The sequence below is a fragment of the Helicobacter sp. 23-1046 genome (assembly GCF_053654635.1).
Window position 1 is genome coordinate 1,076,004 of sequence record NZ_JBSIUS010000001.1, and the last position, 14,292, is coordinate 1,090,295.

Sequence of the window (14,292 nt, forward strand, 5' to 3'; positions counted from 1 at the left end):
ACAATTTTGCAAAAAGTGTAATTATAACGCAAAAAAGACAAAAAGAAATTGCCACAAAAACTCGCTAGTAAAAAATTCTCATTTTGTGTAATTTTTATAAAAGTAAAAGAAATTTTTATCTAAAAAACTGCAAAAACATAAAAAAGCGTTAATATTTTTATCAAATACTTAAGGAGTAAGGTATGCAGATAGATAAAGATGCAAAAAACAAGCAGGCAGATTGTAAAGATGGGGCGAGGCTTCCAAAGATACTTATTTTAGGTGGTGGTTATGGTGGATTAAAGGTTGCATTAGGATTACAGAGAATCCTCCCACAAGGCAAAGCTGAAATCACAATGGTAAGCAAACACGACTACCACTACCAAACAACACTTTTACACAAAGTCGCCATAGGCACACTAAGTGCGCGCAAGGCAAGAATTTATTATCGCAAAATTTTGGATTTAAACAAAGTTACCTTCATCAAAGATAAAGTTGTGGAAATCTGCCCAGAGGAAAAGCACATCATTTGTCGGCGTAGCGGTTATTCTTATGATTATCTCGTTATTGGTCTTGGCTTTAAACCAGAGACTTATGGTATCGAGGGTGTGGATAAATATGCTTACAAGCTCTCTTCGCTTAATGCCGCCTTGCGACTTACAAAAAACATCGAAAACAAATTTAAAGATTTTGTTTTACACCAAGATGAAAAAGATTTGCGTGTGATTGTTTGTGGCACAGGATTCACAGGGATTGAGTTCGCCGCAGAACTCGCCACACAGCTTGATGATTTATGCCAAATTTCTGGGATTAGTCGCAATATCCCTAAGGTTACTTGCATTGGTCGCTCAGCACAGATTCTGCCAATGTTTAATGAGGAAATTGTCAATGTAGCAAAACACAAACTTGCAAAACTTGGCGTAGAACTCATCACCAACGCAGAGGTAATCGAATGCAAAAGCGATGGTGTAACTATCAAAAAGAAAATCCCAAAATCCACTCCCAACACAGAATCTAAAGACAAAGATTCTCAAAATATCGAATTTGATACCATTACCCAAGAGATTAAAGGCAATACAATCCTTTGGAGTGTCGGTGTGCGCGGTAATGACATCGTAGAAAAATCATCAATACCAAACAAACGCGGGCGAATCCCCGTAGATTCTCAACTGCGTTGCCCGCAATATCCTGAAATCTTTGTAGTTGGAGATTGTGCTATCGCTACGGCACGAGACATTATCCACGCACCCACAGCCCAGCTCTCCGCACAAATGGGCGATTATGTCGCAGAAGTGCTTAGTAGGATTATCTTGGGCAAGGAAACTAATAAAACTTTCGCCTTCAAACATCGTGGCACAGTTTGTAGCATAGGACATACCGATGGCATAGGCGTAGTCTATGGTAAAGATGTAGCTGGTGAGCTTGCAGCATTTATGAAAAACACCATAGAAAACAAATGGCTTTTGAGTATAGGTGGCTTAAGAATGGTGTATAGAAAAGGACAATTCCGCTATCGCACGAGCAATTAAGCAATGATTATCCTCTTTAGCCCAAGTGAGGGGAAAAATCCCCCGAAAGATACCAACTTAAGTCCAAAAGACACGCAAATTAAGGCACTTTTCTCTAATACCTCATACAAGCAAAAAGCCATAGATTCCTACATACAGGCACTCAAACAATGCGATAATGCCACGATTTGCAAAATTTTTGGCACAAAAACACTGAAATTAGAAGATGTATCCCTATGCCAAAATCTCTTAAAAACACCAAGAATGCCAGCTATCGAGCTGTATAGTGGTGTGGCGTATAAGGCACTTGATTTTAAGAATCTAAGCTCAGATTCTCGGCATTTTTTACTTTGCAATGTCTTTATTTGTAGCAATCTCTTTGGCTTTGTGCGAGCGAGCGATAACTTGCCATTTTATAATCTTCACCAAAACAAAGGCTTTGGGGCATTTGAACTCAAAGCCATCTATAAGGCACAAAAAAAGGATATGGAGAGCCTTTTGGCAGATAAAGAAGTGCTTGACTTGCGAGCTCAAGCCTATATTAAAGTCTATGAGCCAGAGATTCCTCACTTAAGAGCGGAATTTCTCTATAATGGCAAGACACTAAGCCACTACGCTAAACATTATCGCGGGCTTTATCTTAAAGAACTCTCAAAGCACTATGCAAAAGATTCTCGCCTTAACTTAGAGAATCTAACTTTTGAAAACCTCGCACTTAAGGATATTACTCACAAAAAGCATATAAAAACTCTTGTATATGAAATTATGCAAAAATAATAATGTATAATACAGCCCAATCATATACGGAGGAAAAAATGACAAAAAAAGCTATAAAAGTTACAGAAAATTCGTTGCGCGATGGACATCAATCGCTTTTAGCCACGAGAATGCGAACACAAGATATGATAGAAGCTGCAAAATTGTTTGAAAAAGTAGGCTTTCATAGCGTGGAAGTATGGGGTGGCGCGACTTATGATGCGTGCTTGCGTTACACTAAAGAAGACCCGTTTGAACGATTAGCAACTTTTAAGGATATTTTTAAGACCACACCTCTTCAATGCCTTGTGCGCGGACAAAATCTCATTGGCTATCGACATTATGCTGATGATGTGGTAAAAGAATTTATCGCTCTTAGCGCACAAGCTGGAATGGATATTTTTAGAATCTTTGATGCTTTTAATGACGCACGAAATGTCAAAACTTGTGTAGAAGCAGTGAAAAAAAATGGCAAGCACGCGCAAGGAGCGATTTGTTACACTACTTCGCCTGTGCATACCATTGCCACTTTTGTAGAATATGCAAAGGAACTCGCACAAATGGGTTGCGATAGCATTGCTATTAAAGATATGGCAGGACTTATCACGCCATTTGTCGCTTATGATTTGGTAAAAGCACTCAAAGAAGAAATCAACCTCCCACTAAGCTTTCACACACATTCAACAGCTGGATTTGCCTTTGGAGCGCATTTAAAGGCATTAGAAGCTGGTGCTGATGTGCTAGATTTAGCAAATTCTGCCCTAAGCGAGGGCACAAGCCACCCTTGCACTCAATCAATGGTCGCTACGCTCAAAGGCACGCCCTATGACACGGGATTAGAGCTTAAGTTTATGGAAGAAGCAAGTGAAATTTTGCGCCACAACCGCCGTAAATACGCTAAATTTGAATCTATCTACAACCAAATTGATACGCGTGTGCTCCTCTCACAAATCCCCGGTGGTATGATTTCTAATATGGCAAACCAGCTCAAAGAGCAAAACGCTCTTGATAGAATCGATGAAGTGATGGAAGAGATTCCGCGCGTAAGAGAAGATTTTGGTTTTGTGCCACTTGTTACACCATCAAGTCAAATCGTAGGCACACAGGCGGTGCTTAATGTGCTAATGGGCGAACGCTACAAAACTATCACCACAGAATCAAGAAATATCGTGCGTGGATTATATGGCAAGACACCAAAGCCTATCTCAAAAGACATTATTAAAAAAGTGCTTACAAATAATGAAAAGGTTACCACCGTGCGTCCTGCGGACTTACTAGAAGATGAACTCCCACAAGCAAAGAGCGAGTGCAAAGACTTCGCCAAAAGCCCTACTGATGTCATTTCCTATGCCATTTTTGGCAACATTGCTAAAGCCTTTTTACAAGAGCGTAACAGTAATGCCCTTAACCCTGAGAGTTTGGAATTTTTTGAAGATAAAGGTGCAGATAAGTTGCCAAAAGATTTCGTTATCACGGCAAATGGAGAGCATTATAACATCAAAATTGAAGGGAGTGGCGAAAAAAGCGAGGGTGTGCGCCCATTCTTTGTCCGTGTGAATGGGGAATTACGAGAAGTGTATGTCGAAGCACTTAATGCCAATGCGCCAAATCAACTTGATACTAAACCAAGCACCAAATCAGGCGCACTCCCACAGGCTACATCCGATGGACACGCGCAAAGTCCTATGCCCGGCAATCTCACTAAAATCAAGGTAAAAGTAGGCGATAAAGTCAAAGCAGGGCAAACTATCGCCATTGTCGAAGCAATGAAAATGGAAAATGAAGTGCTCGCACCAATCGATGGCGAAGTAAAAGAAATCTATGCTACTGAGGGAGCTCAAGTAGGCAACAACGAAGCAATTATGTTTATCGCGTAATCTTTGCTTAAGTGTTGGTGAAATTTTATAAATGCTTTTCCCACTCCCAAGCACTCTTAATAATAGTGGATAAATCATCAAATTTGGGAGACCATTTTGTTAAATTGCGAATTTTTTGCGTGTCAGCGAATAAAATAGCTGGGTCTCCTGCCCTACGAGAATCTTGTGTAACTACAAAATCTACACCACTTACTTCTTTTACACATTTAATAACCTCAAATACGCTATATCCCTTACCATACCCCACATTAAAGATTTCACTTTTTTGGTGCTTTGTCAAAAACTCTAATACACTTAAATGCGCACTTGCCAAATCATCAATATGAATGTAATCACGAATACACGAACCATCTGGTGTATCATAATCATCTCCAAATACACTCATTTGCACTCTTTTGCCACACGCACACTCACAGGCTACTTTAATCAAATGGGTAGCATTTTTAGACCTTTGTCCCAATCCTTTATGCGATTGCAAGATTTCTAAGGTATTAGCACTGCTTGCACCTGCTACATTAAAATAACGCAAGATTCCATAATGAAACTTTGGATAAGCAATATGCGTATCCATAAGCACACGCTCACTCATCATTTTGCTTGCACCATAGGGATTTATGGGAGAAAGTGGCGTAGATTCCATAATAGGAATCTGCGTAAAATCTGGCTCTCCATACACCGCTGCTGTGGAGCTAAAAATAAAACGACAAATCGTATGCTTGATACATAAGTTGATAAGTTCTGTGGTTTTAATAGTGTTGTTTATATAATATTCAAGCGGGTGCGAGACAGATTCACTTACGATAAGTGAAGCAGCAAAATGCACCACCGCATAAAAATTATACTCACACATAAGCAAATCAAGTTTTGCCACATCTCCCACATCGCCCTGAACAAACACTACACGAGAACCAAAATGCTCTTGTAAATAAGCAATATTTTGTGCAAATCCTGTGCTTAAATTGTCATAAATCACAATCTTACAATCTTGTAAAGACTGCAAAAAACAAAATGCTGTATGTGAGCCGATGTAGCCCGCAGCCCCTGTAAAAAGAAATACTCTCATACTTTCTCCTTTAGTTTTAATAATCTTAAGATTGCTCACTCATAATAATTTGAAGTTGCTGGAGTGTTTTATCAAACTCCCAGCTCTCCTTAATCTCTTGGACGAGAAACTCATCCATTAACGGCTTTTTATCAATCGCTTCATCAAGCTCTTTATCACCACCACGTTGATATGCGCCGATTCGTATAAGTGCTTCATTTTGCTTGAGTAGTGAATATAGTCGGCGAAATTTCTGCACTGCTTGCAAATGAGGATTTTTAGCAATATCAGTAATTACCCGCGAAGTAGAGTTTAAGATATTTATCGGCGGGTAGATTCCAAAATCCGTAAGCTCGCGCGAAAGCACAATATGCCCATCCAAAATCGAGCGACTTTGGTCAGCGATTGGATCATCGCTAAGTTCATCGCCCTCGACTAAAATGGTAAAAAATGCCGTAATTGAACCTAAGCCATCTTCCTTGCCCGCTCTCTCCATAAGTTGTGGAAGCATTGTAAGCACACTCGGCGGATAGCCCTTGCTTGTGGGTGGCTCACCAAGTGCTAAGCCAATCTCTCTCTGCGCCATAGCAAATCTCGTAATAGAATCCATAATGAAAAGCACATCTGCGCCTTGAGATTTAAAATACTCTGCAATCGCCATCGCGCTAAATGCACCATACTTTCGCATCAATGGGGAATCATCACTTGTCGCCACAACAATTATGGTATTGGTTAAATCATTATTAAGATTGCGCTTCACAAACTCAGGGACTTCTCTCCCGCGCTCGCCAATAAGCGCGATGACCTTAATTTGTGTCTTTGCGCCATTAACTATCATACCAATAAGGGTAGATTTGCCTACGCCAGAACCAGCGAAGATTCCCATTTTTTGCCCCTTGCCACAAGTAAGCAAGCCATCTATGCTCTTTACCCCAACGCTAAAAACCTCATCTATCACGCCCCGCTTCATTGCACCTATTGGCTCACGCATTAGCGGTGTAGTATGCGTTGTTTTTATGCTTCCTTTGTTGTCAATCGGCGTGCCAAGTGGATTTATCACACGCCCAAGCAACTCCTCCCCAACGGGAATCTGTAACCCAGCATTGATAACTTTCACTCTATCGCCACTTTTAAGCCCCTCTACGAAAGAAAATGGATTGATATAAAAGCACTCTTGCTCCACTGCGCTTACCATTCCTAAGGTTTCTTTGGTGTAACTTTTGCCATCTATATGTGGGGTGGATTGTGTAAGCCCCCCGCTAGAAAATTCCACAATATCCCCAACAGAAGGACGAATGCCACTAGCCACGACTACATTTGGCATAATTTTTGTAATAGAACCAAAACTTGGAGAAAGATTTGGCTTTTGCTCAAGTTTTTTGCGAATTTCATTTAATGGCATTTGCTTTCCTATCTTTATAGTAATTTTAAGTTTTTTTTGGTAGAATTTTACAAAAATTATACTACAAAAAATTTCAATAATTTTTAAGAGTAGCTTTCTAAAGGTAGAAATAAAGGCGGAAGTATGAGTGTTATAACAAAAAAAATTGATAGTGCCAACGCATCACTAAGCGGGAATATTTCGCGCGAAGTGTTAAATCAAAAAGTTGATGAAGTCATAAAGAAGATTGCCAAAGGCGTAAAGATTGATGGATTTAGAAAGGGTAAAGTCCCAGCCAATCTCATAAAATCGCGTTACAAAGACCAAATAGATTCTGATAGCAAACAAGAAGCCATTAGAGATTTGCTTGATAGCGGGTTAAAAGAGCTTGGAATCACACCAAATAAAATGATTGGTAACCCACTTATTAGTAAGTTTGATGAAAAGGGTGAGTATATCGAGGTGGAGATAAAAATCTCTACTGCGCCAGAATTTAGTGTGGATAATATCCAATCTTGCATTCCTCAAGTAAATCTCAAGCCAATTAACCAAAAACAAATTGATGAGCGCATTGAAGAAATCGCAAAAAGTCGCGCACCACTAAGCGAAGTGAATGAAAAGAGGGGATTAAAAAAAGACGATGTGGCTTTGATTGATTTTGAAGGTTTTGTCGGTGGCAAGGCTTTTGAAGGGGGTAAGGCGCAAAATTTTAGCCTTACTATTGGCTCAAATCAATTTATCGCTGGCTTTGAGGACGCGCTCATCGGTATGAAAAAGGGCGAGGAGAGAACCATTGATGTGAGATTCCCAGATGAATATCAAGCAAAGGAACTCGCTGGCAAAGATGCGCAGTTTAAGGTGAAACTTCACACTATCTCACAAAAGCAAGCTATAAAGATTGATGATGAGTTTGCCAAATCAATGCTTGGCAAGGACGCTTCTGTGGAAAGTCTCAATGAAGCCTTTAAAGAGCAACTCGAAATGGAGCAAAAAACGGAACTCTACAACAAAGAACTAAAGGGGAAACTTTTAGAATCTTTGCTCGATTCTATCAAATTTGACTTGCCTGAACTCATTATCGAGCAAGAGATGGATATTTTATTCCGCAATGCGCTTGCGGGTGTTTCTAAAGAAGAATTTGAAAGTCTCAAAAATGATGAAACAAAGGCGAAGCAAAAACGAGAAAGCCTAAGAGATGAGGCAAAAAGAAGCGTGCAAGCGACCTTTATCATAGATGCCTTAGCGCGTAAAAATAATATCACTATTAACGATAATGAAGTGTTGCAAACGGTGTATTATGAAGCGATGATGATGGGACAAGATGCGCAAAAAACCATTGAATATTACAGAGAAAACAACATTTTGCCTGCAATTAAAATGGCGATGATTGAAGATAGAGTGTTGCACTTTTTGCTTGATTCTCACAATCCAAACACCAAAGAGAGCAACCCTCAATCAAAAAGCACACAGGCAAAAAAACCTAAGAGCGCAAAAAGCGACACTTAATACAATTAACTTAAAAGGATATTTATGAGCAACTACATTCCCTATGTCATCGAACGCACTGGTCGAGGAGAGCGGAGCTATGATATTTACTCGCGCTTGCTAAAAGACCGCATTATTTTACTTAGTGGGGAAATCAACGATTATGTCGCCTCAAGCATTGTGGCACAACTTTTGTTTTTAGAGGCTGAAGACCCAGAGAAAGATATAAGTTTTTATATCAACTCTCCCGGTGGTGTGATTACAAGTGCTTTTAGCATTTATGATACGATGAATTACATTCGCCCCGATATTTGCACTATTTGCATTGGGCAAGCAGCAAGTGCTGGTGCATTTTTGCTCAGTAGCGGGACGAAGGGCAAGCGGTATTCTTTACCAAATTCACGCATAATGATTCATCAGCCACTGGGTGGAGCACAAGGGCAAGCGACCGATATTGAGATTCAGACGCAAGAGATTTTGCGCCTGAAAAAAAGCCTAAATGAAATTATGGCAAAAAACACTGGGCAAAGCCTTAAAAAAATCTCGCAAGACACCGAAAGAGATTTTTACCTTAGTGGCGAGCAGGCGGTGGAATATGGATTGGTCGATGAGATTTTGTCTAAAAGTTTAAAATAGGGTGGATTGATAATGCCAGAAGATAATAACGATTTTTTTGGGAATCTTGGCTTAGAGCTAGAGAGCGAGAAGAGTGATACAGGCTCTGGTGGCTCTTCTGTAGATTCGGGAAATACCAAAGAAAAAATTGATGAGATTTCCAAAAAGGCTATTAAAATGCTGGGTGAGGGAAATATATTCCCGCTACCTGAGAATTTTGAGAGCCTCTTTGAGCGACTTCTTAAGCAAGATAGTGATAAGGAAACGCGCAACAAGATTCTCAAAGTTATGGAATCTCGCAATACGCTTACTAATTCTGTCGCACTCGAAAAGGGCATTAACGAAAGTTTTACTAACTTAAAAGTTATTTTGCAAAACATCGGAGCGGTGTGTCAGCAGTTAGAAAGTATTGAAAAAAAGGCGCGACAAAAATTAAGCGAAATTGATGACATTCAAAATCCCCTCACTATAAAAACCTCGATAAAAGTCCTACTAAGCGAAGTGCAAAATGGCTACCACACAACTTTTGAGCAGATTAAAGACATTGCGAAAAACTATACCCGCACCTATGCTAGCATTGTTGATATTCGCAAAAATTCAATGTTTGATACTGTGCTTGGCGTTCATAACAAACGATTTTTCCTTACCAAAATGGAACAAGAACGCGTGGTTGATAAAGAATTTAGCGGTCCTAATGCGGTTTTTGCCCTAGAGCTAGCTCCTAGCGTGTTTGCCAAAGTCCGTGATAAAAATTCCCTCCTTGCTGTGTTAAAAATGGTAGCAAAGATTTTACACGATGAGATGAGTAGAAATGATTTTATTTGCCACTTGGGTGAGGCAGATTTTGGTATTTTTGTCAAAAACTTGCAAGCCTCACAAATTGAATCTCTTGCAAATTCTTTCATCTCTCGCCTACAAGAAAGCAATGTATTTGTCAATGAAGACAAAGTCCCCCTTAATGTCATAATGGGGGCAAGTGTATTTAACACTGAAATTAGTGCGCAAGATAATGTAAGAAATGCCAAAGTTGCCGTGCATAAAGCAAAAACGCAAAGCAAAAACTTTGAAACCTATGCACCCGGCGATGAAGCCTCTCTAAAGAGTGGTGAGAAAGAAGACAATGACGCTGGAAATATTGAAATATCCTAATCCTATCTTACGCAAAAAATCTCAACCTGTTGAAACATTTGATGAGGCACTCCATACATTGCTAGATAATATGTATGAAACAATGATAACAAGCAATGGCGTGGGGTTGGCTGCTATCCAAGTAGGGATAGAGCGACAAATCCTCCTTATCAATATCCCGCGCGAAGATGGCGAGCAGTATAAAGAGGACTTGCTCGAAATCATCAACCCCACATTTCTAAAGCAAGATGGCGAGATTGAATGGAATGAAGGCTGTCTTAGCGTGCCAAATTTCTATGAAAACATTATACGCTTTAATGACATTACCTTAGCGTATAAAAATCGGTTTGGCGAAGATAAGATTCTTAAGGCGAGTGATTTTCTTGCTGTGGCAATCCAGCACGAAATCGACCACTTAAATGGAATCTTATTTGTCGATAAACTCCCTATTTTACGCCGTAAAAAATTTGAAAAAGAGCTTAAAAAAGCTCAAGCTGAAGCAAAAATACAACAAAAAGAACACAACAACAAAACAAAAAAGCAAGGACAAAGAACAAACCAAAGAGCACAAGCAAGCAATGAGTAACAAAATCTTTTGTGCAAGCCTTGAGGGCACACAGACAAAAATCGTTGAAATAGAAGCCGCTTTCACTAGAGGTTTGCCAAACTTTTCTATCACGGGGCTTGCTACAAGCTCTATCCAAGAATCTAAACAACGAGTGCAATCTGCGCTAGCAAATTGCAACTTCACACTACCACCGCTTAAAATCACTATAAACCTCGCGCCCTCTGATATTGCCAAAAGCGGAAGTTATTTTGATTTGCCAATCGCACTTGTTTTGCGAGCTGATAGCAGGACAAACACAAATAATCAGCAAGATATACACGACTTAGATTCTCAAAATTCTACTACAAATACTTCACTGCAAGATGAATTTGATGGTTGGTTTGCATTTGGTGAGCTGGGGCTTGATGGAGATATTAAATACACACAAAGCATATATCCACTCCTTTTTGATATAGCCCTCACACATAAAGGCGCAAATGTCATCGTGCCACAATGTGCGCGCAAAATTTTAGAAGTTATCCCAAACTTACGCTTGCATTTTGCCCCAAATTTGCAAAATGCCATAGAGATTCTCACTTCGCCACTGCCAAAGCAACCACAAGAGCCAGCTAACATAGATTTAGGATTTGAAAGCGTTGAAGTAAGTGGTGAGCGATATTTTTACACTACGGATTTTGATAAAGACTTTAGCGAAGTAAAAAACCAAGAAATCGCCAAAAGAGCTGCGCTTATCGCAGCGACAGGATTCCATAATATCATTTTTGAGGGCTCTCCGGGCTGTGGGAAAAGTATGATAGCCAATCGTATGCGTTACATTCTTCCACCCATAAGCCTCAAAGAAATGATGCAAACTCTCAAACTCCAATCCCTAAATGCGCAAGATTGCCTTTATAGCCCACTGCGTCCGTTTCGCAATCCTCATCAAAGTGCCTCTAAGGCAAGTATTTTAGGCTCTGCGACACAATATGAACCAAAACCCGGAGAAATCGCGCTCGCACATAATGGAATCTTATTTTTTGATGAGCTTCCACATTTTAAACGCGATATTTTGGAATCTCTGCGCGAGCCACTTGAAAACAACAAAATGGCGATTTCGCGCGTGCATTCAAAGTTAGAATATGACACGGCATTTCTTTTTATCGGGGCGCAAAACCCCTGCCCTTGTGGAAATTTACTTAGCCAAAGCAAAGAGTGTCGTTGTCAAGATAAAGACATTGTAGCGTATAAAAATCGCCTAAGCGAGCCATTTTTAGATAGGATTGATATGTTTATACAAATGAATGAAAGTGTGAGCAGTGAAGATTCTAAAACGCAAGAATGTTTAGATTCCACGCAAATGCAAAATTTGGTCTTCAATGCCTTTAAATTTGCTAAACAACGAGGGCAACAACATTTTAATGGCAAACTTAATGAAAAAGAGATTGAGCAATTTTGCACGCTAGATGATGAGGCTAAAAGCCTGCTTACTCAAGCCTCACAACGATTTGCCCTAAGTCAGCGCGCCCAAGATAAACTCAAAAAAGTCGCACGCACGATTGCAGATTTAGATAGCAGTGAAATTATTGCTAAAAAGCATTTACTCCAAGCCCTATCCTATCGCAAAATGTGGTAGCACATCTAAATGATAGAACAAAGACTTGCCTAAAATAAGAGAATCTTGCATTCTCTTATTTAGACTTTGTGCATATTGCTTAAAAATCATAAGTCAAGCTAAGATAGTATCGTCTGCCCTCGCGGATATAGTTGTAGTTATTGCCCCAAGACATTGTGCCATTTGCGTTTGATTGATATTGCTCATAATCCACAAAGTTGCGATTAAGCAAGTTATACACAGCAAAGGTTAGGCGCATATTTTTGGTAATATTGCCATAGACGCCCAAATGCGTTAGCAAAATCGGCTTGTAATATTCGCCAAGTGTGGCTGCTGCGGTGTTTGGCGTGTTTGGATTCCCGCGATAGAGATGTGTTTTTACCTCTTGTCGTATATATGCGCCAAAGTAGCGTGTGTCATAGTTTATGCTTGCATTGACAGAGTGAAGCGGGACATTGGTAAGTCTTTGGTCTGTGCTACCTGTCGCGCCTTGTGCGGTGCGAGAGATATAAGTGTGGTTGTATGTATATGCCGCATCCGCACTGATTTCGCCATAGCCTACGCCGATAGGTTTTAGTCCTAGTGCGACTTCCGCGCCATAAGATTTTGCCTCACCTAGATTGGCATAATACGAGCAGTTGTTGCCTCCTGTTGCGCCACAGGTTTGCCCTGTGTTGCCAACGATTGTCCCTGCTGCAAATCCTCCCACGCTTGTGATTCTGTCTTTGAAATCTGTCCAAAATCCCGTAACGCTTAAACTAAAATAATCATTATCGCTCAATGCGCTTAACTCATAAGTTACGCTTGTTTGTGGAGTTAGGTTTGGATTCCCATAAGTTGGGCTTGCTCCAGAAGCAGAAAAACTCACAATTCCATTGACAAGTTGATTAAGTGCTGGGGATTTATATCCTGTGGATACGCCACCTTTGAGGGTTAGCCAATCATCAATGACATTGTAGGCGATATACGCGCGTGGGGAAAAATTACTTCCAAAAACAGAATTAAAGTTCCCTCTTCCTCCAAGTGTCAAAAACACTCTATCAAAGAGCATAAACTCGCCCTCCGCATACACCGCACCGATATGTTGCTCTTTGAGTGAGCTCGCACCTTGTGCGACTACTTGGAGTAATTTATCATTAAAGGTATTATACCAATAGCGCGCACCAATGCCTAGATTTAGCCCACCCCACGAGCCAAAGTTAAAAAACATTTTCTCTTTATGGTCAAAGATTATATCATTTGCGGTTAAGTCTCTATCATCGCCTGCGGTTACGCCATTAAAAGGACCATTAGCAAGTGTCCCACCCGGAATATTTGTATTTTGTGGCACGGTGCGTCCGTCATTTTGTGTGAAATTCCACTGTAAAGTGTTATCTAACCCCCACGATTCAAATGTCGCGCCCTCGTTGTAGTAGTATTTCCCTTTATGCGCTAGGACGACATTTGCCTGATAAATGTTGTAATCTGGAGCATAGCCATTATTTCGCCTTAGGTTATTTGTATCATTGCCCGGTTGCCACCCTTGAGACCAATTTGAGAGGAGCAAACCATCAGAGTTATCAAAAAGTTGCGCGCCATAATTCAAATCCAAATATACAGAATCTCGAGAGTCATTACCAACTTGGGCGAGTGAATTCCACTGCAAGCGTCCGCCGATATTATACATTTGTCCGGGTGCTATGCCTACAAGCGTGCTAGCTTGCGCTGTATTTGCACTTAAATGTGGCAGGACTAAGTTTTTTAGCGGGACGCCAAAACGCGCATATTGACTCCCGCGCAGAGTGAGCCCCCAATTTTTCGCTTCATTTAGCGGTCCTGCGGTATAGAAGCTAAAACCTTGCTGGTGTCCAAACCGCTTTTCTTCTTGCAAGGTGGTGTTGAGCTGGAGACTTGCACCCCACTTCTCAAAATTCTTTTTGGTGATGATATTTACCACACCGCCCATAGCATCGCTACCATAGAGTGTGGAGGCAGGACCACGGATTACTTCGATACGCTCAATGGCACTCATCGGCGGGATAAAGTAATTTACCGCACCACCAAAGCCATTGGGAAATAGCGCGTCTCCACCTGTGGTTACACGATTGCCATCGATGAGAGTAAGCACATCGGTTGAGCCACGAATAGAGATATTATACCCGCTCGTTTTTGACACGCCACTATCGATGCTGACACCGGGCACATATTGTATCGCTTCGCCCAAATCCCGCACAGGACGGCTCATCACTTCTTTTGGACTTACCGTGCTGATACTCGCAGGAGCAAGTGTGTATTCTTGTTCGTGTCCGCTGGCTGTAACCACAGATTTTTCTAATCGCACTTTATCACTTGGTGCAGAAGGGATAGAAGATTGTGTATTTGG

Annotated in this window: 11 protein-coding genes; 8 read left to right on the top strand and 3 right to left on the bottom strand. The window is 40.7% G+C overall.

The annotated features are described in order from the left end of the window. The first annotated feature begins 182 nt into the window (after positions 1-182). Genes ACWIUJ_RS05220 through oadA form a run of 3 tightly spaced genes read left to right on the top strand, consistent with a single transcriptional unit; the run spans position 183 to position 4,120 of the window. Positions 183-1,508 (top strand): NAD(P)/FAD-dependent oxidoreductase, encoded by a 1,326-nt coding sequence (locus ACWIUJ_RS05220; RefSeq protein WP_454169410.1) that lies wholly within the window; start codon positions 183-185, stop codon positions 1,506-1,508. Between the two features lie 3 nt (positions 1,509-1,511). Then, complete coding sequence (gene yaaA, locus ACWIUJ_RS05225; protein ID WP_454151123.1) at positions 1,512-2,264, top strand: peroxide stress protein YaaA; 753 nt, start codon at positions 1,512-1,514, stop codon at positions 2,262-2,264. Between the two features lie 38 nt (positions 2,265-2,302). Further along, on the top strand, positions 2,303-4,120 hold the full coding sequence (gene oadA, locus ACWIUJ_RS05230) for a sodium-extruding oxaloacetate decarboxylase subunit alpha (RefSeq protein ID WP_454169411.1): 1,818 nt from the start codon (positions 2,303-2,305) through the stop codon (positions 4,118-4,120). 25 nt (positions 4,121-4,145) lie between these two features. Here the strand turns inward: oadA and galE are convergent, their stop codons facing one another. After that, on the bottom strand, positions 4,146-5,183 hold the full coding sequence (gene galE, locus ACWIUJ_RS05235; protein WP_454169413.1) for a UDP-glucose 4-epimerase GalE: 1,038 nt from the start codon (positions 5,181-5,183) through the stop codon (positions 4,146-4,148). A 25-nt stretch (positions 5,184-5,208) separates the two neighbouring features. Next, a complete protein-coding gene (gene fliI, locus ACWIUJ_RS05240; protein WP_454169414.1) occupies positions 5,209-6,564 on the bottom strand; it encodes a flagellar protein export ATPase FliI in 1,356 nt (451 codons plus the stop codon). Between the two features lie 123 nt (positions 6,565-6,687). On the opposite strand from fliI, the gene tig reads away from it, so the two are divergent. Genes tig through ACWIUJ_RS05265 form a run of 5 tightly spaced genes read left to right on the top strand, consistent with a single transcriptional unit; the run spans position 6,688 to position 11,951 of the window. Further along, a complete protein-coding gene (gene tig / locus ACWIUJ_RS05245; RefSeq protein ID WP_454169415.1) occupies positions 6,688-8,049 on the top strand; it encodes a trigger factor in 1,362 nt (453 codons plus the stop codon). A gap of 24 nt (positions 8,050-8,073) precedes the next feature. Then, positions 8,074-8,664 (top strand): ATP-dependent Clp endopeptidase proteolytic subunit ClpP, encoded by a 591-nt coding sequence (clpP, locus tag ACWIUJ_RS05250; protein WP_454151116.1) that lies wholly within the window; start codon positions 8,074-8,076, stop codon positions 8,662-8,664. A 12-nt stretch (positions 8,665-8,676) separates the two neighbouring features. Further along, the gene (locus tag ACWIUJ_RS05255; protein WP_454169417.1) at positions 8,677-9,792 is read left to right on the top strand and encodes a GGDEF domain-containing protein; all 1,116 of its coding nucleotides are present in this window, start codon (positions 8,677-8,679) and stop codon (positions 9,790-9,792) included. Beyond that, entirely contained in the window at positions 9,764-10,357 is a 594-nt protein-coding gene (gene def, locus ACWIUJ_RS05260; RefSeq protein ID WP_454151113.1) for a peptide deformylase, read from the top strand. The genes ACWIUJ_RS05255 and def overlap by 29 nt, the downstream gene beginning before the upstream one ends. Further along, positions 10,350-11,951 carry a YifB family Mg chelatase-like AAA ATPase gene (locus tag ACWIUJ_RS05265; protein ID WP_454169419.1) on the top strand — a complete coding sequence of 534 codons (1,602 nt, stop codon included), beginning with the start codon at positions 10,350-10,352 and terminating at the stop codon, positions 11,949-11,951. Before def ends, ACWIUJ_RS05265 begins: the two co-directional genes overlap by 8 nt. Before the next feature lie 79 nt (positions 11,952-12,030). Here the strand turns inward: ACWIUJ_RS05265 and ACWIUJ_RS05270 are convergent, their stop codons facing one another. Then, positions 12,031-14,250 carry a TonB-dependent receptor domain-containing protein gene (locus ACWIUJ_RS05270; RefSeq protein ID WP_454169421.1) on the bottom strand — a complete coding sequence of 740 codons (2,220 nt, stop codon included), beginning with the start codon at positions 14,248-14,250 and terminating at the stop codon, positions 12,031-12,033. Positions 14,251-14,292: the final 42 nt, after the last annotated feature.